Annotated in this window: 28 protein-coding genes and 1 riboswitch; of the genes, 15 read left to right on the top strand and 13 right to left on the bottom strand. The window is 58.6% G+C overall.

The window, feature by feature from the left end; translation table 11 throughout:
• Positions 1-64 precede the first annotated feature (64 nt).
• Positions 65-892 carry a TlyA family RNA methyltransferase gene (locus SynMITS9220_RS10830; RefSeq protein WP_186989203.1) on the top strand — a complete coding sequence of 276 codons (828 nt, stop codon included), beginning with the start codon at positions 65-67 and terminating at the stop codon, positions 890-892.
• A gap of 17 nt (positions 893-909) precedes the next feature.
• On the opposite strand, the gene SynMITS9220_RS10825 is transcribed toward SynMITS9220_RS10830, so the two are convergent.
• The 3 genes from SynMITS9220_RS10825 to SynMITS9220_RS10815 all read right to left on the bottom strand — a co-directional run bounded on the left by SynMITS9220_RS10825 (position 910) and on the right by SynMITS9220_RS10815 (position 1794).
• Positions 910-1248, bottom strand: a complete 339-nt coding sequence (locus SynMITS9220_RS10825; RefSeq protein ID WP_067095755.1) for a P-II family nitrogen regulator — start codon at positions 1246-1248, stop codon at positions 910-912.
• 32 nt (positions 1249-1280) lie between these two features.
• Entirely contained in the window at positions 1281-1508 is a 228-nt protein-coding gene (locus tag SynMITS9220_RS10820; RefSeq protein WP_186989201.1) for a hypothetical protein, read from the bottom strand.
• Positions 1509-1578: 70 nt separating this feature from the next.
• Positions 1579-1794 carry a DUF4278 domain-containing protein gene (locus SynMITS9220_RS10815; RefSeq protein WP_067095989.1) on the bottom strand — a complete coding sequence of 72 codons (216 nt, stop codon included), beginning with the start codon at positions 1792-1794 and terminating at the stop codon, positions 1579-1581.
• Between the two features lie 62 nt (positions 1795-1856).
• Positions 1857-1930: riboswitch (Glutamine riboswitch) on the bottom strand.
• Between the two features lie 159 nt (positions 1931-2089).
• On the opposite strand from SynMITS9220_RS10815, the gene queF reads away from it, so the two are divergent.
• Positions 2090-2500: a preQ(1) synthase gene (gene queF, locus SynMITS9220_RS10810; RefSeq protein WP_067095761.1), complete on the top strand. Its 411-nt coding sequence runs from the start codon at positions 2090-2092 to the stop codon at positions 2498-2500.
• On the opposite strand, the gene SynMITS9220_RS10805 is transcribed toward queF, so the two are convergent.
• The 7 genes from SynMITS9220_RS10805 to SynMITS9220_RS10775 form a co-directional block, all read right to left on the bottom strand.
• Positions 2472-3764, bottom strand: a complete 1293-nt coding sequence (locus SynMITS9220_RS10805; protein WP_186989199.1) for a cytochrome c biogenesis protein ResB — start codon at positions 3762-3764, stop codon at positions 2472-2474. The genes queF and SynMITS9220_RS10805 overlap by 29 nt on opposite strands.
• 2 nt (positions 3765-3766) lie before the next feature.
• Positions 3767-4432 carry a cytochrome c biogenesis CcdA family protein gene (locus SynMITS9220_RS10800; protein ID WP_244276886.1) on the bottom strand — a complete coding sequence of 222 codons (666 nt, stop codon included), beginning with the start codon at positions 4430-4432 and terminating at the stop codon, positions 3767-3769.
• 88 nt (positions 4433-4520) lie between these two features.
• Positions 4521-5789: an FtsW/RodA/SpoVE family cell cycle protein gene (locus SynMITS9220_RS10795; RefSeq protein WP_186989197.1), complete on the bottom strand. Its 1269-nt coding sequence runs from the start codon at positions 5787-5789 to the stop codon at positions 4521-4523.
• Between the two features lie 110 nt (positions 5790-5899).
• Positions 5900-6100, bottom strand: a complete 201-nt coding sequence (locus tag SynMITS9220_RS10790) for a phycobilisome linker polypeptide (RefSeq protein ID WP_006851140.1) — start codon at positions 6098-6100, stop codon at positions 5900-5902.
• A 5-nt stretch (positions 6101-6105) separates the two neighbouring features.
• Positions 6106-6594 carry an allophycocyanin subunit beta gene (gene apcB / locus SynMITS9220_RS10785; RefSeq protein WP_067095780.1) on the bottom strand — a complete coding sequence of 163 codons (489 nt, stop codon included), beginning with the start codon at positions 6592-6594 and terminating at the stop codon, positions 6106-6108.
• Between the two features lie 39 nt (positions 6595-6633).
• Positions 6634-7119 (bottom strand): allophycocyanin, encoded by a 486-nt coding sequence (locus SynMITS9220_RS10780; RefSeq protein ID WP_067095786.1) that lies wholly within the window; start codon positions 7117-7119, stop codon positions 6634-6636.
• 412 nt (positions 7120-7531) lie between these two features.
• A complete protein-coding gene (locus SynMITS9220_RS10775) occupies positions 7532-10447 on the bottom strand; it encodes a phycobilisome rod-core linker polypeptide (protein WP_186992132.1) in 2916 nt (971 codons plus the stop codon).
• Between the two features lie 159 nt (positions 10448-10606).
• Between SynMITS9220_RS10775 and SynMITS9220_RS10770 the strand changes: the two genes are divergently transcribed.
• The 13 genes from SynMITS9220_RS10770 (at position 10607) to SynMITS9220_RS10710 (ending at position 20053) form a co-directional block, all read left to right on the top strand.
• Entirely contained in the window at positions 10607-11809 is a 1203-nt protein-coding gene (locus tag SynMITS9220_RS10770; protein ID WP_186989195.1) for a methyltransferase, read from the top strand.
• Positions 11810-11913: 104 nt separating this feature from the next.
• The gene (locus SynMITS9220_RS10765; protein WP_186992130.1) at positions 11914-12249 is read left to right on the top strand and encodes a hypothetical protein; all 336 of its coding nucleotides are present in this window, start codon (positions 11914-11916) and stop codon (positions 12247-12249) included.
• A 25-nt stretch (positions 12250-12274) separates the two neighbouring features.
• Positions 12275-13000: a F0F1 ATP synthase subunit A gene (gene atpB / locus SynMITS9220_RS10760; protein ID WP_067095994.1), complete on the top strand. Its 726-nt coding sequence runs from the start codon at positions 12275-12277 to the stop codon at positions 12998-13000.
• Between the two features lie 170 nt (positions 13001-13170).
• Complete coding sequence (atpE, locus tag SynMITS9220_RS10755) at positions 13171-13419, top strand: ATP synthase F0 subunit C (protein WP_007098848.1); 249 nt, start codon at positions 13171-13173, stop codon at positions 13417-13419.
• Positions 13420-13509: 90 nt separating this feature from the next.
• Positions 13510-13977, top strand: coding sequence for a F0F1 ATP synthase subunit B' (locus SynMITS9220_RS10750; protein WP_067095796.1), 468 nt, complete (start codon positions 13510-13512; stop codon positions 13975-13977).
• A complete protein-coding gene (locus tag SynMITS9220_RS10745; RefSeq protein ID WP_186989193.1) occupies positions 13974-14495 on the top strand; it encodes a F0F1 ATP synthase subunit B in 522 nt (173 codons plus the stop codon). The genes SynMITS9220_RS10750 and SynMITS9220_RS10745 overlap by 4 nt, the downstream gene beginning before the upstream one ends.
• Positions 14495-15043 carry an ATP synthase F1 subunit delta gene (gene atpH, locus SynMITS9220_RS10740; protein ID WP_067095801.1) on the top strand — a complete coding sequence of 183 codons (549 nt, stop codon included), beginning with the start codon at positions 14495-14497 and terminating at the stop codon, positions 15041-15043. The genes SynMITS9220_RS10745 and atpH overlap by 1 nt, the downstream gene beginning before the upstream one ends.
• A gap of 60 nt (positions 15044-15103) precedes the next feature.
• Positions 15104-16624, top strand: a complete 1521-nt coding sequence (gene atpA, locus SynMITS9220_RS10735) for a F0F1 ATP synthase subunit alpha (RefSeq protein ID WP_186989191.1) — start codon at positions 15104-15106, stop codon at positions 16622-16624.
• An 11-nt stretch (positions 16625-16635) separates the two neighbouring features.
• Complete coding sequence (locus SynMITS9220_RS10730) at positions 16636-17586, top strand: F0F1 ATP synthase subunit gamma (RefSeq protein ID WP_186989189.1); 951 nt, start codon at positions 16636-16638, stop codon at positions 17584-17586.
• A 149-nt stretch (positions 17587-17735) separates the two neighbouring features.
• Complete coding sequence (locus SynMITS9220_RS10725) at positions 17736-18071, top strand: 2Fe-2S iron-sulfur cluster-binding protein (protein ID WP_067095813.1); 336 nt, start codon at positions 17736-17738, stop codon at positions 18069-18071.
• Positions 18072-18363: 292 nt separating this feature from the next.
• Positions 18364-18555 (top strand): hypothetical protein, encoded by a 192-nt coding sequence (locus SynMITS9220_RS10720; protein ID WP_186989187.1) that lies wholly within the window; start codon positions 18364-18366, stop codon positions 18553-18555.
• On the top strand, positions 18552-19622 hold the full coding sequence (locus tag SynMITS9220_RS10715) for a DUF3326 domain-containing protein (RefSeq protein ID WP_255483063.1): 1071 nt from the start codon (positions 18552-18554) through the stop codon (positions 19620-19622). The genes SynMITS9220_RS10720 and SynMITS9220_RS10715 overlap by 4 nt, the downstream gene beginning before the upstream one ends.
• A complete protein-coding gene (locus SynMITS9220_RS10710) occupies positions 19622-20053 on the top strand; it encodes a YchJ family protein (protein WP_186989185.1) in 432 nt (143 codons plus the stop codon). Before SynMITS9220_RS10715 ends, SynMITS9220_RS10710 begins: the two co-directional genes overlap by 1 nt.
• A gap of 4 nt (positions 20054-20057) precedes the next feature.
• Here SynMITS9220_RS10710 and ald read toward each other — a convergent pair whose 3' ends face one another.
• From ald to SynMITS9220_RS10695, 3 genes are read right to left on the bottom strand one after another with little or no spacing between them, the layout of a single operon-like run.
• Positions 20058-21197, bottom strand: a complete 1140-nt coding sequence (gene ald / locus SynMITS9220_RS10705; protein ID WP_067095824.1) for an alanine dehydrogenase — start codon at positions 21195-21197, stop codon at positions 20058-20060.
• Positions 21198-21226: 29 nt separating this feature from the next.
• The gene (locus SynMITS9220_RS10700) at positions 21227-22960 is read right to left on the bottom strand and encodes an NAD+ synthase (RefSeq protein WP_186989183.1); all 1734 of its coding nucleotides are present in this window, start codon (positions 22958-22960) and stop codon (positions 21227-21229) included.
• 6 nt (positions 22961-22966) lie between these two features.
• Positions 22967-23557: a nicotinate-nucleotide adenylyltransferase gene (locus tag SynMITS9220_RS10695; RefSeq protein ID WP_186989181.1), complete on the bottom strand. Its 591-nt coding sequence runs from the start codon at positions 23555-23557 to the stop codon at positions 22967-22969.
• Between the last annotated feature and the right edge of the window lies 1 nt (position 23558).

Genomic DNA, 23558 nt, shown 5'->3' with positions numbered 1-23558 from the left:
TTGTCTGGGTTCCTGGGAGAACCACGCAGGTTTGTTCGGATTTTGCCTCTGCTTTTATGAAGAAATGGCTCGTAAACGCCGACTGGATCTGCATCTGCTCACTTTGGGCCTGGCTTCATCACGCCAGCAGGCCCAGCGATTGATTCGTGCCGGCAAGGTTCGTGATGTTCATGGACAGCGTCTTGAGAAGCCCGGCCAGGAAGTGGCGGAAGAGTCGCTGGTTCAGGTGGAGCAACCGCCGCGATTCGTTTCAAGGGGTGGAGACAAGTTGTTGGGCGCTTTGCAGGTCTTCCCCGTTGAGGTGAACGGACGCGTCTGTCTCGATGGTGGAATCTCAACTGGTGGTTTTACCGATTGCTTGCTGCAGCACGGCGCTAGCCGTGTCTATGGCATTGATGTCGGTTACGGCCAGACCGCCTGGAGCCTGCGCACCGATGAGCGGGTGGTCTTGCGTGAACGGACCAACTTGAGGCGTCTGACAGCCGAGGAGTTGTATGGGGAAGCCGATCAACGCCCGACACTGGCCGTGGCCGATGTGTCGTTCATCTCTCTCTCGTTAGTCCTTCCAGCTCTGCGTGGTCTGATGATCACTGAGGGTCTTGATGCCAAGGACTGCGAGGCCATCGTGTTGGTGAAACCTCAGTTTGAGGTTGGACGGCAGAGGGTCGGTAAAGGCGGTGTGGTGCGTGACCCAGCGGCCCACATTGATGCCATTACTGACGTGATCGAAGCAGCTCAGCCGCTTGGCTGGAAGCCATCGGGGCTGGTGGCTTCTCCCCTGACCGGACCAGCCGGTAACCATGAATATCTGCTGTGGTTGACCTCGTACATCGACCACGAGGTCGACACTCCAATGATTGAGAATGTGGTCTCAGCAACCTTGGGTGAGTGATGGCAGCAGCATCTGATTCAGAGCGCTGATCCGTCGCGATCGCCTGTACGAATCCGAACCACGGTGTCAACCGGTGAGATAAAGATCTTGCCGTCTCCGATTTCACCTGTCTTCGCGGCTTCGGCAATGGCATTGACCACGGTGTCAACACGAGCATCGTCGATGACCACCTCGATCTTGAGCTTCTGCAGGAATTCCACTGTGAATTCCGAACCGCGATAACGCTCAACCTGCCCTTTCTGGCGGCCGAAACCACGGACTTCGCTCACGGTCATCCCGACGATTCCCGCATTCACCAATGCCAGCTTGACGTCTTCAAGCTTGAAAGGGCGGATGATCGCTTCGACTTTTTTCATTGCTGTTATCCGGCTTTGGAAAAGCTAAGAGCTCAGGCGTGTTGGGTAGGGATCAGGGAAGGAAGTGGATTCATGCTCAGGCCGGCTGCGGAGGCGTCAAGCATCAGTGTTTCAGCGTCCGTCCGACTCACAATCACGTGACCTTCGGCGAGGAGTTCCCAGTGCTCGGATTCGAAATGGGTCTGAAGCCAGAGGATTCCATGAACGCTGGCTGGGACCAACCGGAAGGAAGGGCCTTCAGCGAGCAAGCGGAGATCCATGTAGAAGCCTCAGTCGACATCCCCATTACGGCTTGCCGATGCTTTTACGGATGTACGCGTTGATACCGAATCAGGAGTTGAGTGGCTTCTTGGCCTGCTCGCGGCGGTGCTGATAAACGCTGCCGCGGTAATGGAGTTCCACGGTTGACTCAGCCGCCGCTGCATGGCAAAGAGGCGCGTCGTAGTGCTGACCGCGATAGGTGTGATCAACCCTGGCTGGGCTTAGGCGCTCATGCTGCGCCGGGTTGTAGGGGATGCCGCGATAGGTGCGTTGTGTCGTGGTCATAGGAGTGGCCTCGAAGAGGGTGGTGAGTGCTCCGATCGTTGATCGGGACCGCTTCGTGGGAAGGAGCGTTGCTTCGCCACGCGGGTGGCTACTTCCGGCTGAAGAGGTCTGTAAGAGCAGGCCCGAGCCCAACGATTTGTCCTTCAATGCATTACTACCGCATAAATGTTGTTCATGGTGAACAGTTTGGAATGAATCAAGGCTCGAAATCGTGAATTTCCAAGCTTTGTTCTGCGCTTGCGACACTCATGTCGGGTTTTAAGGTCTTCACAAACCGTTGTGTCGTCTCTCGACCATGAGTGCATCCCCCGCGGAGACCACCCGCACTCCCCTTTATGGGGAACGGGCCATTGCCGATGCAGAGCTGATCTGTTTTGAGAATCCTCGCCAAGGCCGTGCCTATGAGGTCTCGATCGAGCTGCCGGAATTCACCTGTCTCTGTCCTTTCTCTGGTTACCCCGATTTCGCTGTGCTGCGACTTCTGTATCAACCTGGGCCTCGGGTCGTTGAGCTGAAGGCCATCAAGCTCTACGTGAACAGTTACAGGAATCGCACCATCTCCCACGAAGAGGTCGCCAATCGCATCCTCGATGACTTGGTTGAGGCTTGCGATCCGGTTTGGATGCAGTTGGAGGCTGATTTCTATCCCCGCGGAAACGTACACACCGTGGTGCGCGTCAGCCATGGAGAGCGCCAACCCTGTTAATGAGCAGGGGAAGCTCTGTGGCAAAGCCCGCAAGGTTTCGATTGCAAAGGCCGCCGACGTGAAGCTTGGCTTGCTGTGTCTCAGCAACAGCCCAGATCTGACGTGTGGCCACCATGCTCAGCCCACCCCCTAGCAGCGTGATCGCAAAGCCTGCATAAACCAGTGGCACGCCTGGATCACGCTTGAGCAGCAGGCCGCTGGCCGGCATGATCTCGACCACTCTCAGCGGCAGTCCTCGCACCTCAGCCCCGTCTCCACCGGGCCTGAGATTGGTGATCAAACTTCCGTCTGAATCAAACACCTGCACCGGACCTTGTTCACTGCCGGTGCTGAGGAACACGGGTTCACTCCCATCTGGACGTGTGGGGAGCACGAGTCCCCAGATCTGGTCGCCCAGTTCTGGGAAGTTGCTTAATGGCAGTTGCAGCAAGGGGCTGCGGCCAAGCTGCACAGTGATCGTCGCCAGCGACCAGTCCGCTTGGTAAACGGTGATGCCCTGATATCGCAACGGATGATTCACGCTGATCGTGCGTTCCTCTTGTTGATTCCCTTGAGGGCTGAGCAGCAAGGTCGAGCTGAATTGTTCCGGTCGGCCGGCGGGATCTCTCTCAATGGCGAAATCCTGCAGGGTGAGGCTCAGTCTGTTTTCGCCGGCTGGACTCAGCAGATCAAGTGAGCGTCCAGGGGCGAGAAATCGCTCCAGCCGTTGTCCTGCCAGTGCACCCCAGGCTGCTCCAATCAGCAGCAGGACCAGACCTGTATGAACCAGCAAAGGACCCACGCGACCGATGACGCCTCGTCGGGCGGCGAGTCGACCGTTCTGCTGTCTCACGTTCCAGCCCTGTTCCCTGAGCTCTAAGGCCAGATCATTCAGTGCGGCGCTGCTGTCGCTGCAGGTGACGGTCTCTGCCAGGGCCAGTTTGCTCAGTTGGCGTGGGCGGGAATAATCCGTCCAGCGCAGAGCCGCCTTCAGTGACGGCCATTGACGCCTCCAGCTGCACAAGGTGAGTGCCAGCCCGAGCAGTGCCAACAGTGAGAGAAACCAGACGCTTGAGTAAACGTGATTGAGCTGCACTTGCAGCATCAGGTTTCCGTTGATCAATCCCAGCCATGGGTCGGCATTGAAGCGTTCCAGGTAGAGCTCAGGTGCTTCTTGCTGAGGGATGATCGTGCCTACGGCACTGGCCAGTGCAATCAGCAGCAACAGCAGAATGGCCAGACGCAGGCTCGAGAGCAGTGCCAGCAGTCGTTTAAACAAACGCATGCTTAGACCAGCCTCGTCAGCAAAGTGAGCGTGCCGATCGTGAGCAGCACGACACCACTGATGCTGGGGATCCAGCGACTGATCGAGCGCATCGCCATCAGCTTGGGAAGGGACGCCGCCATGCTTCCAGCAAGGAGCAAAGGCAGCACCTGGCCGATTCCGAAGCTGCTGAGATAAACCAGTCCTGTGATTGCGTTGCCACTGCTGGCAATCCAGCCCAGCAGAACGGCCAACACAGGGGTAGTGCAGGGAGAAGCGGCAAGACCGAAGGCCAGGCCAGCGGCAATCGGTGCCAGCGGTGCTGGCACCTTGCGGCTCCAGGCATTGGGATCCGGGCCTGCCGGCAGGGGCAGTCGCACAACTCCAAGCAGGTTGAGCCCCATCACCACGGCCAGCAACGCAACCAGGGTGGGGATCAGACCAGGTACCTGACCGTAAATGCCACCCAGCAGTCCGCTCAGGCTGCCCAGCATCACCAGGGCCCCCACGATGCCTCCGCAAAAGGCAAGACTTCGTTGCCAAGCAGGTTGATCGCTTTCAAATCCGGCCAGGTACGCCAGCGTCACCGGCAGCAGCGACAGTGAGCACGGTCCAAGGCTGGTGAGGGCTCCCACGACCAGAACAGCACCAAGACTGAGCGGACCAGGCTGCTGAAGTGCATGATTCAGTAGGTCTTCACCGCTTCGGGCCAGATCGGACAGTGCCAGGTCGAGGAAGGCGATGGTGAAGCCGGTTCAGAAAAACTCGGAGTTCAGCCTATCGATCAGGGCGTGAACGGCGTTGATCCGATGCCAGTCGTTGAGCTTGGCCCCGCCCACCGATCAAGCCTGTGGATTCCAGAGAGCAGCGGATCAGAAGTCCGACGATCATCAAACTCGAAAGCAGTGAGTTGCCTCCATAGCTCACCAGCGGCAGTGGCAGTCCGGTGGTTGGCATGGCTCCGGATGCCACGGCCACGTTCATCACCGATTGGCCTACCAGGAGTGCCGCGCAACCGATGGCAACGAGCCTGGCCTGATTGCTGCGGCATCGGAGGGCAACGCGCAGTCCCAAATAGCCGATCAACATCAGGAAGAGAAGCAGCAGCAAGGAGCCCACCAGACCGAATTCTTCGGCGTAGACCGCGAAGATGAAGTCGGTGCTCTGAATCGGCAGATATTGAAGTTTCTGAGTCGAGAGACCAAAGCCCTGGCCGAAAACCCCGCCCGAGCCAATCGCCAGCAAGCTTTGAATGAGTTGATATCCATCACCCTGCGGATCCTTCCATGGATTCAGAAAGGAGATCACGCGTAGACGTTGGTATTCGTTGATCAGGATGCTGGCGGTGCCCAGCAGTGCTCCTCCGATGGCCGTCCCGAACAGCTGAAACAGCGGAAGTCCTGCTGAGAAGGCCATCAGCCAGATCAGAAGGCCGCTTAACGCAGCTGTGCTCAGGTTGGGTTGCTTGAGAATCAGCAGCACCAGAATTCCAAAACTGCTCAGCCAAAGCAGCTTCTGATCCAGCCCGGTCCGTTTCCAGTGTGCAAACAGGTTTGCAGCTTGCAGCACGACAAACGGTTTCACGAGTTCGGAAGGCTGAATCTGAATTGGGCCGATCACCAGCCAGCGGCTGGCGCCGTTCACGGTGGTTCCCATCACCAGAGTCGCTGCAATCAATAGGCAGCCAATCCAGAGTGCGGGCCCCGCCCATTTCAACCAGCGCCGCAAATTGATCGATGCGGTGAATGACATCAGGCTCCAGCTGGCGGCCATCCACACCAGCTGCCTTTTGACGTAGTACGCCCCTTCTCCTTGTTCACGGGCCGCGACCCACCAGCTGGCTGACGCGAGCACCAGCAGGCCTGCCAGGCTCCAGATGGCCGTGAGTGTCAGCAGCAGGCGTGCTTCCGCAGGCCAGAGCGACCAGTCGAGCGGAAGAAACCGCTCCCAGAAAGGCTTGGATCCAGCAGCAGCCTTCTGCTGTTCCCGCAGGGTGCCCTGACGTGAGGATCGACTCCTTTTGGAGATCACGGTGGGGCTGCTCAAAACGATCGGAGGTGTTGCATGTATTGAGCCGTCCTTAGGCCGGTTTGCCAAGGGATCACAACAAAAAACCCGACCAGAGGCCGGGTTTGAACACACCTTTGAATTGAATTTCAGTTGCCGACGTTGACCTGTTGCCCGCCGGTGCAGAGCTCCACCTTGATAATGCGTCCACCCTGTTTCTGGATGCGCTGTTGTTCAGCGAACCAGCTGTCGTAGGGAACCCACTTGGTGAAGAAGGTGTTCTGCAATTCGCGCTGCGTCCGAACCTTCTCAGGGCTGGGGATGCAGGCGGTGACTTTGAACAACCGCATGGGGCTCAGTTGCCGAGACCGGAACAGATGTAGTCGAAGTACACACCCATTTCGTTGCCAGCATCAGGGCCAACCAGTGAGGCGGTGACCTCTTTCATGGCCTGAATCGCCTGAACGGTTGCTCCGATGGGGACTCCCAGGGAGTTGTAGGTCTCTTTCAGGCCATTGAGCACACGCTCGTCAAGAATCGAGGTGTCGCCAGCGAGCATGGCGTAGGTGGAGTAACGCAGGTAGTAATCCAGATCGCGGATGCAGGCTGCATAGCGGCGAGTGGTGTACATGTTGCCACCAGGACGGGTGATGTCCGAGTACAGGAGAGCCTTGGCCACAGCATCGCGGATGATGGCGGAAGCATTCGCACTGATGGTTGCGGCAGCCTTCACGCGCAGCTCACCGCTTGCGAAGTAGCTCTCGAGGTTGCTCATGGATGCCGTATCCAGGTAGAGACCTTGGACGTCGGACTTGTTGATGACGTTGGTGATCGCGTCTTGCATGGACTCAGGAGTGACGTGAAGGGGCGTTGGTTCCGGTGATCAGGCGAGAGCGCCCACCACGTAGTCGAAGTAGAAGCCGGCTTCCTCGGCATCAGCACCACTAAGGATGCCCATTGCCACGGTTTTCATCTCACGAACGGCTTCAGCCATGGCCTCGAGGGGAGTTCCGAGGGATCGGTAGAGCTCACGGGCTCCGATCACGCCGATCTCCTCGATCGGGGTCACGTCACCAGCGACTACGCCGTAGGTCACAAGACGGAGGTAGTAGTCCATGTCCCGCAGACATGTTGCGGTCATGGCTTCTCCGTAGGCGTTGCCGCCAGGAGAGATGACATCAGGACGCTTCTGAAAGAGCTGTCCGCCTGCAGTCTTGACGATGCGTTCACGGCTCTCGCTGAGAACCTGAGCGACTCGCAGGCGACGTTGGCCTCCGCTGACGAACGCCTTGATCTGGTCCAGTTCTCCTGGACTCAGATAGCGGGCTTCGGCGTCCGCGTTGATGATCGAGTTGGAGACGATGCTCATGCAGTTCTACCTCGAAGCAAGCAGCCACCCGTAGGAGGCCGATATCCGGTGAGTGGTGTGGTGATCTCGATTGAGATCGTGAAGCAGCTTAAGGGCCGCAGTGCCTCGAATCGCGGAGATCCGAGTCGGAATGCCATCAGATGTTGTATCTGTTGATCTTCCGTTGTGGAATGCATGCTCCTCGCAAGGCGAGGGACACATCTGCCTTCTTAATTCTCAGGCAGCGATCTGGAGAGTCTGTGTCCTGGTAACAGATCTTCATTGCCAGTGTGCCCTGCGCTGTTTGAACTTCTTGTTGTTTATTGAGGTTCTTTTTTATAAACAGCCAGCACAAACTAGGAGGAGTTAGTCACTCTGACTTTTACGTTAATTGATGTTCTTTGACAGTAAAACTTTCTTTTGAACGTAATGTTCAGAGTGCTTGATCGGGTCGTGGGGTCAGGCCCGCATTGCCGCCGTAGAGACTTGCCGTTCGAGTGATGGTTGACTGCGGCACGCCACTGCGTGAACTCAGTGTGCTGAGCCCAGGTACATCCGAAGGCTCAGAACCGGTTTCGGCGCGGAGTTCCAGCAGATTGCGCACGGCAGTCGGTTGGCCAGATTCAGCTCTCACCTGGAGGAAACGGCTGGTCTCCGATGGGGTGGAGGCTCTTCCAAGCAGAGCAAGGCTAGCTGCGGTGGCAGCACGAAGTGGCGCCATCCGCGAGAGTCGATCCTGGAAGGGTTCGCTCAGGGCAACTGATTCGACGAAGCCATCGAGATCAATCTGCCCATTTCTGAGTAATGACTCCGCTGACGTCAGGCGCTCTGTTTCCAGTGGCACGCGATTCAACAGTTGTCGGTAAGTCGCATCAAGGATCTCGCGCAGCTCGGATTCACTAGACACCCGCGCGAGGGATGCCTGGGTGGGAAGGCCCTCGCGTCGCTTGTAACCACTGGCATCGCCAAGAGGAAGTGCCGCCTGAAGCCCAGCTTGTCCACGGTTGGACTGGGATGGACGGGACCACTGGTTCAGCGTGGCTGCGGAACCGGATGAGCGCCGAAGCATGAAAGCGGCCAGCTGTTCAGGGGGAGTGAAGCCGCTGATGTCGGCTGTCCACTTTCCGCCGAAGCGGCTGCGCTGACTCTTGTCAGCGATATTTCTCTTGGTGACGTCACCGGTCGTTCGGAGTGCTTCTCGACGGATCGCTTCTGGCCGTGGAGTCATTGACACGTTGACTCTGGCCCCGATCGAGGGATCCAATGCCCTGCGTAATCCCGGAGCACGACGGGTGGTCAGGTCTTTGGGCGTAATGAAGCGTTCGTATGGAACGGTGTCTTCACCGAAGCAGTCGCTGTAGTCCTTGCTGTCGATCAAGGCATCGACCAAGCCATAAAACCCTCGGCGAGCTGCGGTGTCGAAGAGAGCATCGATCTCCCAGCGACCGAAGGTGGGCCTGCCCAGAAGGCGGCGGTGCATCACTTCGATGGACTTGGCGATGTAAAGGCCTTCCCAGTAGCGACGGCGAAAGGCATCCGAGCGAGCCACGCTACGGATGAAGTCGCGGAGGCTGATGTCTCCGTTTTCCAGACGGGCTTCCTGGGAGTTGAGGCGTTCTCCTTCGTAGCCGGAGTTGCCAAGCACCTGGATGTAGACGGCTTTGATCACCGCCTGGGTTGAGGATTCGGTGTTGCGAATACTCGGCTGGCCGCCGCGGCGTGGAAGCGCCGAACCGCCTGTGGAGATCTGCTGGAGTCGAACCACTCGCGGTCCCACCTTGCGAGGCCGGCTGCCCCGGAACTGAGGACTGTCCATTTGTCCCGGTTGCGCCATGCCATTGCTCACCAGCAGGCGGCGGGTGTCATAGCTGAAGGGTGCGGGACGCGTCGTCACCGAAGCCGTGTCTGAAGGGAAGATCGCTCCGTACTGATTGCCGACGGGATCATTGCCGCCGCCGTAAACATGCTGATCAGCGAGAGGCTGGCGGTAAGAGGCATACAGCGTGACGTATTGGGGTGCTCCCTCGAACGGTGCGCTGAAGCGGAACAAACGGCGGTTCGATCCCCAGCCAGCACTCTCCTGTGCCTCTTCACCCAGGTCGCGCAAGTAAGGAACAGTCTCCTCACCAAAAGTTTGCGCATATTCGCTGCTGTTCACGATCACATCAATCAGACCGTTCAGTCCCTGGTCGCTGACGATCGAAAAGGCTTTGCGGAATTCCTCGAGCGAGCTGATGCCGCGTCCAAGGAAATGGCGGTAGGCCAGTTCCACCACCCGGCTGTTGACAAAGGGTCCGTAAAACTGATTCCGGTATTCCTTGCTTCGGCCCAGCGCGCGGATGAATTCCCGCATTGAAATCTTGCCCTGCACCAGCTGGCTGGCTTCTGAACGACAGGGGGTCTGGGAGTAGCCCTTGGCGATGTCGCGCTCAAAGACCTGTCTGTAGGCGGCTCGAATGATTTCAGTTTTCTCCGCTCCGGACAGGCCAGGGCGCATTTCGAAACGCTGTGCTGATTCGGATGCCAGGGCGTAGATCGCTGGGAGCTGAAGCCCTTGGCTGACACGGCTGCCGAGCTTCTGTTTTGTGGAAGGCGTCGCAATGGCGAGTTCCTTCAGGAGCACGTTGAAGCAGTCGATGGTGAGTCGGCGGGCCTCTGGGCGCTCCCGAAGCAGCTCTGCGCAGGCTCCTCGCATCTCCTGAAGGGCCACATTGGTGGCGGTCAGAGAACAGTTCTTGAGAAGGATGTCGCGCAGTCCGCGCGTATTCACCGCAAGGATGCTTGGGTCTCCGGCCACCAATGCGTAGCCCACATAGCGAAGAAACCAGCCCAGGTCGCGCACCGATTTGCGCATGAATGCAGGGCCGTACTTGGCCACGCTGATGGCGGTGAAACCCGTGGGCAGAACGACGCGTACATCGGCATCGCCGCCGCCGACATCAAGGAGCCGGGTGAAGAAATTGCCGCGCTTGGTGATGCTGCTGTCACCCGTGAAGGTGCGCACGGATTGTTCGAAGGCGGCCTGGTCAGCCGCCAGCGGGGCGGTATCGACGGCCTGTGCCCGGGACACTTCGCCTGTGCTGAGTGGCGCCTCGAGGAACGAAAGTGGAGTTCCTCCGACAAAAATTCTGTTGGCCGCGCGGGCGACGATCGCTTCAGCGTTGCTGGCGATGATCTTTGAAGCTTCCAGGCGGTCATTGCCGCTGCGGAAGAATGTGATCAACGTGTCGAGTTCGCCCCCGTCAGGGAAACGGTCCTGTTGTTCCGCCTGACGAACGCTGGAGAGCGGCAGGGTGTCGAACAGCTGTGGGGAAACCCTTGGGCTGCCGCTGCTGGCGGTCACGGTCATGAACGGGAGCAAGCCGGATTCGGCCACGTTACGGCTCGTCCCGAGGGCTCTCGAACAGGCATGAACAAATGTTTGCAGGGGTTGCTCCTTCAGACCCGTTTTCGATGCCCACCCTGAAATGGTTCAGACCGAATAATGAGATCGGAAACCGACGCGCCGATGAACCCCAAGCCCTCGGATGCCGCCACCCCTGTGGTGAGTGACTTTTATGACCGGTTCCCATATCCGGGGGATCCGCTTCAGGACGGACCGCCTCCCGGCTACAACTGGCGCTGGTGCCATGAAAGCGTTCTGGCAGCAGTGCATGGTGCAGTGCCATCGCAGGCTGATCCAGCGGCTTCTCTGCGAATTCTTGATGCGGGTTGTGGGACGGGCGTCAGCACGGATTACCTCTGTCACCTCAATCCAGGAGCGCAGATCCTGGCGGTGGATATCAGTGCGGGAGCTCTTGAAGTAGCCCGTGAACGCTTGCAGCGATCCGGTGCCGCGGATCAGGTGGATGCGTTGCGTCAGGAGCAGCGCAGTCTTCTCGATCTCAAGGGTGAGGGCCCCTTTGACTACATCAATTCCGTGGGCGTTCTGCATCACCTGCGCGAGCCGCTGGCGGGAATGAAGGCTCTGGGTTCGCTGTTGGCAGACACAGGATTGATCCACTTGTTCCTCTACGCCGATGGGGGACGTTGGGAGATTCATCGAACCCAGCGTGCGTTGTGCCGATTGGGTGCTGGTAGCGGAGCCGAAGGTCTGCGTCTTGGCCGTGAACTCTTTCAGGTTTTGCCTGAGGGCAATCGTCTGCGCCAGAACTATGAGCAGCGTTGGCTGATCGATACCGCTGCCGATTCGAATTTCGCTGATATGTACCTCCATCCGCAGGAGACCAGTTACGACCTCAGGCGCCTGTTCGACCTGATCGAAGCCGCCGGACTTCAGTTCGCCGGCTTCTCGAATCCCGCCGTATGGGATCTGAGCCGTTTGCTGTCAGGTGAACTGCTGGAGCGTGCAGCCATGCTCCCTGAGCGTGAACAGTGGCTGCTGGTTGAAGACCTCGACCCTGAGATCAGTCATTTCGAGTTCTTTGTGGCCAAGCAACCCGTGCAATCCAACCGCTGGGAGGACGATTCAGCCTTGCTCCAGGCCATTGGTCGGCGACAGTCGTGTTTATGGGGTTGGCCTTCCTCCAGCCTTTTGGGTCCGGATCTGGAGCCGATTGCTCTCTCGGCATCCGAGCTGGCATTGCTTGAAGCTGTTGAGCGCCAGCCCAAAACGGCTTTGGGTGACCTCAACCTCGGGCCTGAGACCGTTTCAGTGGCAAGAGGTCTCTTGTCGCGCCGGCTGCTGCTTCTGGAAGCTTCCAGAACCTGAGCGCGAGAAAACGCGTGATAGATTCCGCGCGCTTCCTCAGGCACTGTTTGCTGGCTAACGACCCCACAGAATCACCCGCGGCAACCGTTGCGATCGATTCTGGAATGGCCGACTACGCCAGACTTCAACGGCGCCTGATGCTGGCCACTCTGGCGGTTTCACTAGTTGCGGTTCTTGTCGCTCTAGTTGGTTTCGACGCCATGGTTGCCCGCAGCCTGTTGGTGGGTTCTTGCGCTGGTGTTCTCTACCTGCGCCTCCTCGCCCGCAGCGTGGCTCGGCTCGGCGGAGGTTCCCGTCAAGTGGGTCGGTTTCAGCTGGTTGTGCCTGTGCTGCTCGTTGTTGCAGCGGCCAAGTTCCCTCAGCTTGAGATCCTTCCTGCTTTCATCGGCTTCCTTCTCTATAAACCCGCCTTGATTCTTCAGACCGTCATTGACGGCTGAGCTCGCGCATCCCCTTCTGCTTTCAATGGCTTTGCTGCCTTTCACACTGCCTTTCGCTGAACTGGAGGTCGGGAACCATCTGTATTGGCAGATCGGCAACCTCAATCTTCACGGCCAGGTCTTTCTGAGTTCCTGGATCCTGATCGGCGCTCTCCTTGCTCTCGTCCTTGTTGGTACGCGCAAGTTGGATCGCGACCCAAGAGGCGTGCAGAACCTGCTCGAATTCCTCTGGGATTATCTGCGTGATCTCGCTCGTGATCAGATCGGAGAAAAATATTATCGAGAGTGGCTGCCCTTCATTGGAACCCTGTTCCTGTTCATTTTTGTGAGCAATTGGGGTGGCGCTCTGATTCCTTGGAAAGTTTTTGAACTTCCTGAAGGTGAACTGGGTGCTCCTACGGCAGACATCAACACCACAGTGGCGATGGCTCTGCTCGTCTCTCTCGCTTACTTCTATGCGGGATTGAGCAAAAAGGGTCTGAGATTTTTTGAGCTCTATGTAGAGCCAACTCCGATCATGCTCCCCTTCAAGATCATTGAGGAGTTCACAAAACCACTTTCACTGTCTTTCCGACTTTTCGGAAACATCCTGGCAGATGAACTTGCGGTTGGAGTTCTTGTTTATCTGGTTCCTCTCATCGTTCCTCTGCCTGTGATGCTGCTTGGACTGTTCACCAGTGCGATCCAGGCTCTGATTTTCGCGACATTGGCTGCCTTCTATATCGGCGAAGGTCTGCATGAACACCACTAGGTGACAAATGCTCGCCGTTAAGGCGATCTGCTAAACACTTCTGCGCGTAGGTCCGACGCTCATGACTCGGGCCCGCTCTCTTGCAACAGAGAGTGTCCCTGCGCAGGGGGAACCAATCCCCACTTCATTTGCTCAGCGCTACTGCGCATCCCCCCCCCAACGCTCTCAACATGGATTCCATTACTTCCGCAGCTTCCGTCGTTGCTGCTGGCCTGGCTGTTGGCCTGGCGGCTATCGGCCCTGGTATCGGTCAGGGCAGCGCTTCCCAAGGTGCTGTTGAAGGTATTGCCCGCCAGCCTGAAGCTGAAGGCAAGATCCGCGGCACCCTGCTGCTTTCTCTGGCATTCATGGAGTCGCTGACGATCTACGGCCTGGTTGTGGCTCTGGTGCTTCTGTTCGCCAACCCCTTCGCCGGTTGATCCATTTCCTGGGAGCTCCCTCAGCTTGATGGCTGCTCCCAGGTGTGATCCTTCTCCTCTTCATCAGCTTTTCCTCAGCGCTCCTTTTTCATGACCTGGCTTCTGCTTGCTGAAGCAGCGGTGCCGGAGGGAGGTCTTTTTGACCTCGATGCCACCTTGCCTTTAATGGCAGTCCAGGTGGTTCTCCTGACCTTCCTGCTCAATTCCCTCTTCTTCCGGCCGGTCGGCAAGGTCGTGGAAGATCGTGAGGGTTACATCTCCACAAGCCTTGCTGATGCCAAGCAAAAGCTTGAGCAAGTCCAGCGTCTTGAGGCTGAACTCACTGAACAACTCCGAGGCGCTCGCCAGGCCGCTCAGGCCGCCATCCTCGAAGCTGAGCAGGAGGTCGACAATCTGTATCGCGAGGCCATCGCGACAACTGAAGCCGATGCCAATCGCACGAGGGAACAAGCCCGTCGGGAGATTGAGGCACAGCGAGAGCAGGCTCAGTCGCAGCTGATGGGCAAGGTCGATGAGTTCAGCACAAAGATCATTCAACGTCTGCTGGCTGTTTCATGATGTCTCTTGTCACCTTGTTTGCTGCAGAGGGTGGTTTCGCGATCAACCTCAATCCCCTTGAGACAAACCTGATCAATCTGGTCATTGTCATCGGGTTGCTCGTCTACTTCCTTAAGGGATTGCTTGGCGGCATTCTTGAGCGTCGTCGTGAATCGATTCTTAAGGAATTGAACGATGCTGAAAACAGGCTCAAAACTGCCACCACAGAGCTGAGTAAGGCGCAGGCCGACCTCGGTTCTGCCAAAGAAAAAGCTGAGAAGATCCGTGCCGATGGCCACGCCAGGGCACAAGCCATCCGTACGGACGGTGAGCAGCGAACCATCGCGGCAATGGCTGCCCTCAAGCAGGATGCCCTTGCTGATCTGAACGCCGAAGGTGCTCGTCTGACCGAGGAGCTACGGCGTGAAGCTGCTCTGGCCGCCATCGACAAAGTGATGGCCGACCTGCCCGGACGTCTCGATGCTTCGGCTCAAGCCCGTCTCATCGACGCCTCCATCAACAATCTGGAGGATGCCTGATGCCCCTTCTCAATACCTTGGCCACCCCTTACGCCGAAGCGTTGTTGCAAGTGACCAATGCTCGCAATGAGTCTGATGACGTGGCAGCCCAGTGCAAGGAGCTCATTGCTCTCTGGGACAGCAGTGAGTCACTGCGAGATGCCATGACCTCTCCGGTGCTTGAGCCAACGGCCAAGAAAAAAGCCCTTGAGCAGCTCCTGAGCGAGCAGATCCAGCCTTCATTGCTGAATCTGCTCAAGGTCCTGGCCGATCGCTACCGCCTCACCGCTTTTGATGCCGTTCTGAGTCGGTATCTCGAGCTTTACCGCGAATCCCGCAAGATTTCGCTGGCCCATGTCCGCTCGGCTCAGGCCCTGACAGACACTCAAAAGGCATCTCTGACCGCCAAGGTTCAGTCCATGGTCGGCAGCGGGTCCGTTGAGATTGACCTCACCATCGATCCGAGCCTGATTGGCGGCTTCGTGATCAATGTGGGCTCTCAGGTCATCGACGCTAGTCTTTCCGGCCAAGTAAGGCGACTCGGTCTCTCGCTTGCTAAGGCGGGCTGACCGTTTTTTTCTTCACCCTTCAGATTTTTCTCTTATTCCCCGTCAAAGGGTTTACCAGCCATGGTTTCCATCCGTCCCGACGAGATCAGCGCGATTCTCAAACAGCAGATTGAGGACTACGACAAGTCTGTATCTGTCAGCAACGTTGGTTCTGTCCTGCAGGTGGGTGATGGCATCGCCCGCGTTTACGGCCTCCAAGAGGTGATGGCCGGTGAACTCGTTGAATTTGAAGACGGCACTGAAGGCATTGCCCTCAATCTCGAGGATGACAATGTCGGCGCCTTGCTGATGGGTGAAGGTCTCGGCATTCAGGAGGGCAGCACCGTCCGTGCAACCGGCAAGATCGCATCGGTTCCTGTCGGCGATGCTCTGCTGGGTCGTGTCGTGAATTCCCTTGGAGTTCCTCTCGACGGCAAAGGTGATCTCGCAACGACTGAGACTCGTCTGATTGAGTCTCCCGCTCCGGGCATCATTCAGCGCAAGTCGGTGCATGAGCCCATGCAGACCGGCATCACCGCCATCGACGCGATGATTCCCATCGGCCGAGGCCAGCGTGAGCTGATCATTGGTGACCGCCAGACCGGCAAGTCTGCTATCGCGATCGACACCATCCTGAATCAGGCCGATCAGGACGTGATCTGTGTGTATGTCGCCATTGGTCAGAAAGCTGCAAACGTCGCCCAGGTGACGGAGGTTCTGCGAGAGCGCGGCGCACTGGATTACACGGTGATCGTTGCTGCAAACGCCTCCGATCCTGCTGCACTGCAATATCTCGCTCCATACACGGGTGCTTCGATCGCTGAAGCCTTCATGTACAAGGGCAAGGCCACCCTGGTCATTTACGACGACCTCTCCAAGCAAGCTCAGGCTTACCGCCAGATGTCGTTGCTGCTCCGTCGTCCGCCCGGACGTGAGGCCTACCCCGGCGACGTGTTCTATTGCCACAGCCGTTTGCTCGAGCGAGCTGCCAAGCTTTCCGATGCCATGGGCAAGGGTTCCATGACGGCTCTGCCGATTATTGAGACCCAGGCTGGTGACGTTTCCGCCTACATCCCCACCAATGTGATTTCGATCACCGATGGTCAGGTGTTCCTCAGTTCCGATTTGTTCAACTCGGGTCTGCGTCCTGCCATCAACGTGGGTATTTCAGTGAGCCGAGTTGGTGGTGCTGCCCAGACCAAGGCCATCAAGAAAATTGCTGGCACCCTCAAGCTTGAGCTCGCTCAGTTCGATGAGCTGGCTGCGTTCTCGCAGTTCGCTTCCGATCTTGATGCAGCAACGCAGAAACAGCTCGGACGCGGCAAGCGTCTTCGCGAGCTTCTCAAGCAGCCTCAGTTCAGTCCACTGATTCTGGCTGAGCAGGTCGCCATTGTTTATGCAGGCGTTAAGGGCCTGATTGATGATGTCCCCGAGGATCAGGTGGTTCAGTTCTCCCGGGAGCTCCGCGAGTACCTGAAGAGCAACAAGCCTGAGTTCATCAAGAAGGTTCAGGACGAGAAGGTGCTCAGCCCTGAGGCGGAAACCATTCTCAAGGAGGCTATTTCCGAAGTCACCTCCACCATGTTGGCTTCCGCCAACTGAGGCCCTGAGACATGGCAAATCTGAAGGAGATCCGAGATCGGATCAAATCTGTCAAGAACACCCGCAAGATCACTGAGGCCATGCGTCTCGTGGCTGCGGCCAAGGTTCGTCGTGCTCAGGAGCAGGTCCTGCGCAGTCGCCCCTTTGCGGATCGGCTCGCTCGTTTGCTTGAAAACCTCCAGGCACGTATGCGTTTCGAAGATGCCGATGCTCCCCTTCTCGAGCAGCGCAATGTCGAGACCATCACCCTGGTTGCTGTCACCGGCGACCGAGGTCTCTGTGGCGGCTACAACGCCAACATCATCAAACGCACTGAGACGCGTTTTGCTGAGCTTCAGGGCAAGGGGTACAAGGTTGATCTGGTGTTGATCGGTCGTAAAGCCATCAGCTATTTCACGAATCGGAGCTACCCCATTCAGGCCACCTTCACTGGTCTTGAGCAGGTCCCGACAGCTGATGAAGCAGGATCGATCGCCAATGAGGTGTTCGCTGAGTTCCTCTCCGAGAGCACCGATCGTGTTGAGATCATCTACACCAAGTTCATCAACCTGGTGAGCTGTAACCCTGTTGTTCAGACTCTGCTCCCCCTTGATCCTCAGGGGATTGCTGAGGCTGATGACGAGATTTTCCGTCTCACGACCAAAGACGGAGAGCTCCGGGTTGAATCGGGAGCAGGGCCGGGTAATACCCAGCCCCAGCTGCCTTCGGACATTGTGTTTGAGCAGAGCCCTGACCAATTGCTCAATGCCCTTCTGCCCCTTTACCTGCAGAACCAGCTGCTGAGATCTCTTCAGGAGGCTGCAGCCTCTGAGCTTGCAAGCCGAATGATGGCGATGAACAATGCCAGCGATAACGCCAAGGCTCTCGCTAAGACGCTCACCCTTGATTACAACAAGGCGCGTCAGGCGGCGATTACGCAGGAAATTCTTGAGGTTGTGGGTGGCGCCGCTGCAATGGCTTGATCCGCTTGCGGACTGATGCCTCATCTCTTTATTTTTCAGCCGGCCATGAGGCCGGCTTTTTTTTGCCAGCGCTGATGCAAGGACGCTGAGGTGGATTCAGGCGGCCTCTACGCTGAGCAGAAGCCATCGTTGGGAGTGTTCCAAGAAAGATGAGCGACACCACATCTGCTGTTTATGCCATCACCCTTGAGCTTGATGGCCAGCGTCACCATTTTCAGTGCCGTGACAACCAGACCGTGTTGTCCGCTGCTGAAGAGGCCGAAGTGCCCGTGCCCAGTTCCTGTTGCGCGGGAGTCTGCACCACCTGTGCTGCACGCATCCAAGAGGGTGAGGTTCACCAGCCTGATGCGATGGGGGTCAAGGAGGATCTGCGCAATGAGGGCTTCGCTCTTCTCTGCGTTTCCTTCCCTCGTAGTGACCTCATGGCGGTGGCTGGCCAGGAGGATGCCCTGTATCAGGCTCAGTTCGGTCAGTATCAGAGCTGATTCTTCAACAGGGTTCTGTTCATCTCTCAGCAGGGATGTTTTCAAGCCTCGGCGTTCAGCAGTTCCATGAAGCTGTCGTAATCCATGCCGCGCAGCTCTTTGCCGCTGCTGGAATGCAGCTTCTCCAGTGCCTCTCTCACATCTGTTTGAGGAAAGAGTGTTTGTCGGTGTTGCTGGCTTGCTCGAATGCACCGGTCAACCCGAGCACTGAGGCCTGAAACTTGCGCAGTGGATCGGTTGCGAGGATCACAGCGATGGCACCTGATTTGTTTTCGGTCTTTGCCTTTTGGTCATGAAGCTCAGTTTCAGGAGGTTGTCGCTGATCAGTCCCGAGTTGTGCGCTATCGACGATCTTCGCTCCTGGGTTCTCGAGCAGCTTCAACGGGAGGGTGAGCCGTTGCGCTGGGCGATCACCTCCATCCAACGCTCCGCTGAAACATCCCAGGTTGCGCTTGAGGTCGAAGCCGTGCTGATCAACCCATGACGGTCTTCGCTGCGCCGTTGCCCACGCTGATGGTTGTGCCGACGGGTATCGGCTGTGAGATCGGTGGGTTCGCTGGCGATGCCCTGCCAAGTGCCCGCCTGTTGGCAGCAGCCAGCGGTTGCCTGATCACCCATCCCAATGTGATCAATGGAGCCTCGTTGTACTGGCGTGATCCACGCATTCACTATGTGGAGGGTTACAGCCTCGATCGTTTTGCCGCAGCTGCCTGGGGACTGCGCCCGAGGCGCAGTCAGCGCATCGGCCTGTTGCTGGATGCCGGCATCGAATCGGACCTGCTGCTGCGACATCGTCAGGTGGCGGAGGGCTGCAGGGCCAGTCTTGGCCTTGATATCAACGCGGTGGTCCGCACTGATGAGCCTCTGGGTGTGCATCTGGCTGCCGGCGACAGCGGCACAAGCTGGGGGACTTTGGATCGACCCGATACGCTCCTGAGAGCGGCAGAGCGCCTTAAGGCGGCAGGGTCTACCGCCATTGCAGTGGTGGCTCGATTCCCCGACGAGCTGGACACTGAGACGTTGGCGGCCTATCGCCACGGCACGGGTGTCGATGCTCTCGCCGGCGCTGAAGCGGTGATCAGTCATCTGCTGGTTCGGCATCTGCAGATTCCCTGCGCTCACGCGCCAGCGCTGGAGGCCCTGCCCCTCGACGTTGACCTTGATCCCCGTGCTGCAGGGGAGGAACTCGGCTACACCTTTCTTGCCTGTGTGTTGGTGGGTCTGAGCAGGGCGCCTGATCTGCTGGATCTGTCCTCAGGCTGTTCGATGGCTGGAGATGATCTCGTCGCCGACCAGCTGGGTGCCGTTGTGGTGCCGGATGGTGCGCTTGGAGGGGAGGCTGTGCTTGCCAGCCTGGAACGTGGCGTTCCTGTGATCGCGGTGAACAATCCAGGCGTGCTGTCGGTCAGTGCAGAGGCTCTGGGTTGTGGGAATCAGATCCTGAAAGCCGGTTCCTACGCAGAAGCCGCGGGCCTGGTGACCGCCCTGCGCGAGGGCATCGCCACGGCGTCTCTCGTTCGACCTCTGCCCTCCATGCAGGAGCTGAATTGATGGCACTGGGCTTTGCAAATTCCGGAGACCGTCCCTGTCCATGTGGAAGCGGAGATCCACTGCTTCAGTGCTGCGGACCGCTTCACCGAGGCAGGCTGAAGGCGGAGACCGCCGAACAATTGATGCGATCCCGCTACTCCGCTTACGCGCTCTCGGAGGTGGATTATCTGATCGCCACCCACCCTGTTGCCGCCAGTGCAGCTGCTGAGCGAAGGCGAGAGCTGCGGGCCAGTTGCCGCCAGACCCGATGGCATGGCCTCAAGGTGCTGGCCTCTGAGGCTGGATGTTCGGATGATCTTGAGGGAACCGTGCGTTTCGAGGCCGTCTTCAGCGCCGGTGGGCAACGCCACGTGTTGAAGGAACACTCGCTGTTCCGCAGACGAAATGGAGTGGCGACAGGGGAGTGGCTCTACATCCGCTCACTGGACTGAACGATCAGCGCAGGCAGGCCATCGGGTGGCGCGGTGGAACCCCCAGAGCTTTGGCGACTCCTGGATGGCAGACCGCTCCCTTGACAGTGTTCAGACCCGAGAGCAGTTCTGGACGCTCGGTGACGGCCTCCTCGAGGCCTCGGCCTGCGATGCCGAGGATGTAGGGCAGGGTCACGCTCACCAGAGCTTCGGTGGAGGTGAAGGGCACGGCCCCGGGCATGTTGCCAACGGCATAGTGCTGCACGCCGTGGATGAACACCGTTGGATCCGTGTGCGTGGTTTCACGGCTCGTGGCCACACACCCTCCCTGGTCAACAGCGACGTCGACGATTGCTGATCCCGGCGTCATCTGCTTGACCATCTCCTCATCCACCAGAGTCGGTGCCCGGCCGCCAGGGGTCAGCACCGCACCGATCAGCAGATCCGCGGTCGGTACCAAACGCTCCAGTAGTCCACGACTGCTGACCATGCTGATCAGCCGCCCACGGCGGTCGGCCTCAAGGCTGCGTAACCGCTCGGGGGAGCGATCCAGAAGCAGCACCTCGGCATCCATCGCGGCAGCGAGTCGTGCCGCATTCCAGCCCACCGTGCCGGCTCCCAGCACCACAACGCGGGCCGGACGCACGCCGGTGCAACCACCCATCAAGACGCCGCGGCCGCCATTGGGCCGTTCCAGAAGCCTTGCTCCCACCTGCGCAGCGAGTCGTCCTGCGATTTCGCTCATCGGGGCCAGTAGCGGCAGGCTTCCGTTCTCCAACTGCACCGTTTCGTAGGCCACACCTGTGGTGCCGGCATCCAGAAGGGCCTCTCCCACCTGGCTGTAAGCCGCCAGATGCAGGTAGGTGAACAGCACCATGTCGTCCCGCAGAAGACTGAACTCCTCCGGCTGCGGCTCCTTCACTTTCACCACCAGGTGAGCCGCCCAGGCTTCCTCGCGATTCACAAGCCTGGCTCCTGCCGCTGCAAAAGCGTCGTCACTAATGCCTGCCCCGGCCCCGGCTCCGTTCTGAATCCGCACCTCAAGGCCGTGGGTTACCAGTTCGCGGACCGCATCCGGGGTGAGCGCCACACGCTGTTCATCGGCCTTGATCTCAGTGGGGACCCCGATACTGGCCATCGGGGCCGTCAGAACGGAATGGGCCATGGAGGACGGAGTCGTCTCTTCAATGTGGCTCAGACGGCGGCGATCGGCAGCCGCCAGCCACTGCCGAAGGCCTGGGCACTCACCTTCAGCAACGGTGCTGCCTGTCTGCGCTTGAATTCAGCCCTTCTGAACAGGCTCTCGATCCGTTGCACCTCTGCAGGATTGTGGCCAGCAGTTATCAGTTGCTGCCCGCTAAGACGGTGTTCGATCATGTCGATCAGCAGGAGGTCAAGACGGTCGTAGTCGGGGAGTGAGTCACTGTCTTTCTGATCTGGCCGCAGTTCGGCACTGGGAGGTTTCTCGAGGATTGCGCTGCCGATCAGCGCTCCCTCGGCAGGGAGTGCCAGTTGCTGGCGGCACAGGCTTGCCTCGCTGCTGTCGATCCATTGGCACAACGCAAACACGGTTGATTTGTACAGATCACCGATCACGGCCAGGCCGCCGTTCATATCGCCATAGAGGGTGCAGTAGCCCACTGCGAGCTCCGATTTGTTCCCGGTGGTGAGCAGTAGCTGTCCCTGCTGATTGGCCATGGCCATCAGCAGAGTGCCGCGGATGCGCGACTGCAGATTTTCGGCTGTCACCCCTGAGGGAACGCTCTCCAGGGCTGGGGTCAATGTCGTCTGGAAACCATCCATCAGGGTTTCGATCGGAACGATGGTGTGGGCGATTCCCAGTCGATCCGCAAGGTTGAGGGCATCTGCGAGTGAAGCTTCCGAACTCCACGGAGATGGCATCAGCAGAGTTTGCACCTGATCGGACCCGAGGGCCGCGGCAGCGATCACCGCCACCAGCGCTGAGTCGATGCCTCCACTCAGGCCGAGCAGGACGTTCTGGAAGCCACATTTGCCGGCATAGTCCTTCACTCCAATCACCAGAGTGCGGAACAGCGCTTCCATCTCCTGCTGTTCAGCCTGGATTCGCTGCGTCGCGGTTGATTGATTGGCTGCCGATGGTGCCCTGTCTGTGGCATTCCAGATCTGTATCGCTTCACGGCAGACCGGAAGCTGCAAAAGCGGCGTCTCGCAGTTGCTGCCCATCACGAAGCTGGCTCCGTCGAACACCAGTTCGTCATTACCTCCCACCTGATTGACGTAAACCACTGGGCAGCCAAGGCGCTGCGCCGCACGTGCGGCCAACTGACGCCGCAGGGCAGCCTTTCGGCGGCCAAAGGGTGAGGCTGAGCAGTTGATGAGTGCATCGATCCGCGCGGGAATCAGATCGGCCACAGGGTCTGGTCCCACGAGGCGACGGCCATGTAGTTCTTGGTCGACCCACAGGTCTTCGCAGATGGTGATCCCCAGTCGCCAGTTGCGGTCTCCGTTATGGAGTGTGATCTGTCCAGCTCCATGGCTTGGCCTGAAATAACGCGTTTCGTCAAAGACGTCGTAACTGGGCAGAAGTTGCTTTCGGGCCACCACCTGATCACCGCCGACTTGCACGAGGGTGATGGCGTTGTACAGCGCAGGATGCAAGGCATCGTCTGCTGGATCAGCGACTCCCACCAGAAGCGCGATGTCCGACTGACGGGCGGCCAGGCCACTGCGGAGCGTGTCGAGGGCCTCCCGTTGCCGTTGCAGGTGCGTGGGGCTGAAGAGAAGATCCCTTGGTGGATACCCCCAGAGCGAGAGCTCGGGCGTGACCAGCAGGTCCGGTTGGCGGCCCGTGGTCTCGATCAGGCTGTCGAGGCCTTGCAAAATGCGGGTGGCATTGCCCAGCAGGTCGCCCACAACAGGATTGATCTGGGCCAGGGCAACGCGCATCGGCACTCAAGGGTTGGTGGCATTGAAGCCATAAAGATTGTGCTTCAGCAGCAGCGGCCAGAGGCATTCCGGCACCTGATGTCGTTTCTGCTTTTGTTTCACCTGTGAACTGGCAGCCGCGGGAATCACCAGAGGCAGCACTCGCGCAGCTGCACCCATCTGGCGAAGGGTCTCCAAAGTGCACGGTTCCAGGGGCCATCCCTCACGGGGCACGATGCCGAGATTGCATTGCTGCAACATGCGCTGAGACTCTTTCCATGCTGGGATCTGTTGAGCGAGATCGCTTCCCACGACAAAACAGAGGCGGTGGTCAGGCCAACGTTCGCTGGCTCGTTTCAGTGTTGTAACGGCAAAGGGGCTGCTCAGCTCCTGGGCCAGTTGAAGCCGGGGGCTCGCGATCGACTCAACCAGGGTTTTCAGCAGGTCAAAACGCTGAGCAAGATCGGCGTCATGGCGTTTCATCGGGTTGTCACTGGCCCATGTGGCGACTCGGTCAAACTGGGTTAACAGTCCTTCCAGCAGCGCCTGATGGCCCACGGTCGGAGGGTCGGCACTGGTTCCGAGCAGTGCAATCTCAGCTCTGGCCGTTGTCGCCATG

The organism is Synechococcus sp. MIT S9220 (assembly GCF_014304815.1).
Lineage (GTDB): Bacteria > Cyanobacteriota > Cyanobacteriia > PCC-6307 > Cyanobiaceae > Synechococcus_C.
Note: the sequence above shows the minus strand (reverse complement) of the source record. Positions and strands in the feature narration are given on the sequence as shown.

Coding starts and splice junctions, on each gene's coding strand:
- atpA (WP_186989191.1), top strand. CDS start 15,104: ATGGTTTCCATCCGTCCCGACGAGATCAGCGCGATTCTCAAACAGCAG.
- SynMITS9220_RS10695 (WP_186989181.1), bottom strand. CDS start 23,557: ATGGCGACAACGGCCAGAGCTGAGATTGCACTGCTCGGAACCAGTGCC.
- SynMITS9220_RS10770 (WP_186989195.1), top strand. CDS start 10,607: ATGAACCCCAAGCCCTCGGATGCCGCCACCCCTGTGGTGAGTGACTTT.
- SynMITS9220_RS10710 (WP_186989185.1), top strand. CDS start 19,622: ATGGCACTGGGCTTTGCAAATTCCGGAGACCGTCCCTGTCCATGTGGA.
- apcB (WP_067095780.1), bottom strand. CDS start 6,594: ATGCAAGACGCGATCACCAACGTCATCAACAAGTCCGACGTCCAAGGT.
- SynMITS9220_RS10745 (WP_186989193.1), top strand. CDS start 13,974: ATGATGTCTCTTGTCACCTTGTTTGCTGCAGAGGGTGGTTTCGCGATC.
- SynMITS9220_RS10700 (WP_186989183.1), bottom strand. CDS start 22,960: ATGCGCGTTGCCCTGGCCCAGATCAATCCTGTTGTGGGCGACCTGCTG.
- atpB (WP_067095994.1), top strand. CDS start 12,275: ATGGCTTTGCTGCCTTTCACACTGCCTTTCGCTGAACTGGAGGTCGGG.
- SynMITS9220_RS10830 (WP_186989203.1), top strand. CDS start 65: ATGGCTCGTAAACGCCGACTGGATCTGCATCTGCTCACTTTGGGCCTG.
- SynMITS9220_RS10725 (WP_067095813.1), top strand. CDS start 17,736: ATGAGCGACACCACATCTGCTGTTTATGCCATCACCCTTGAGCTTGAT.
- atpH (WP_067095801.1), top strand. CDS start 14,495: ATGCCCCTTCTCAATACCTTGGCCACCCCTTACGCCGAAGCGTTGTTG.
- SynMITS9220_RS10750 (WP_067095796.1), top strand. CDS start 13,510: ATGACCTGGCTTCTGCTTGCTGAAGCAGCGGTGCCGGAGGGAGGTCTT.
- queF (WP_067095761.1), top strand. CDS start 2,090: ATGAGTGCATCCCCCGCGGAGACCACCCGCACTCCCCTTTATGGGGAA.
- atpE (WP_007098848.1), top strand. CDS start 13,171: ATGGATTCCATTACTTCCGCAGCTTCCGTCGTTGCTGCTGGCCTGGCT.
- SynMITS9220_RS10765 (WP_186992130.1), top strand. CDS start 11,914: ATGGCCGACTACGCCAGACTTCAACGGCGCCTGATGCTGGCCACTCTG.
- SynMITS9220_RS10780 (WP_067095786.1), bottom strand. CDS start 7,119: ATGAGCATCGTCTCCAACTCGATCATCAACGCGGACGCCGAAGCCCGC.
- SynMITS9220_RS10790 (WP_006851140.1), bottom strand. CDS start 6,100: ATGCGGTTGTTCAAAGTCACCGCCTGCATCCCCAGCCCTGAGAAGGTT.
- SynMITS9220_RS10775 (WP_186992132.1), bottom strand. CDS start 10,447: ATGACCGTGACCGCCAGCAGCGGCAGCCCAAGGGTTTCCCCACAGCTG.
- SynMITS9220_RS10720 (WP_186989187.1), top strand. CDS start 18,364: ATGAAGCTCAGTTTCAGGAGGTTGTCGCTGATCAGTCCCGAGTTGTGC.
- SynMITS9220_RS10730 (WP_186989189.1), top strand. CDS start 16,636: ATGGCAAATCTGAAGGAGATCCGAGATCGGATCAAATCTGTCAAGAAC.
- ald (WP_067095824.1), bottom strand. CDS start 21,197: ATGGCCCATTCCGTTCTGACGGCCCCGATGGCCAGTATCGGGGTCCCC.
- SynMITS9220_RS10825 (WP_067095755.1), bottom strand. CDS start 1,248: ATGAAAAAAGTCGAAGCGATCATCCGCCCTTTCAAGCTTGAAGACGTC.
- SynMITS9220_RS10715 (WP_255483063.1), top strand. CDS start 18,552: ATGACGGTCTTCGCTGCGCCGTTGCCCACGCTGATGGTTGTGCCGACG.
- SynMITS9220_RS10820 (WP_186989201.1), bottom strand. CDS start 1,508: ATGGATCTCCGCTTGCTCGCTGAAGGCCCTTCCTTCCGGTTGGTCCCA.
- SynMITS9220_RS10805 (WP_186989199.1), bottom strand. CDS start 3,764: ATGCGTTTGTTTAAACGACTGCTGGCACTGCTCTCGAGCCTGCGTCTG.
- SynMITS9220_RS10815 (WP_067095989.1), bottom strand. CDS start 1,794: ATGACCACGACACAACGCACCTATCGCGGCATCCCCTACAACCCGGCG.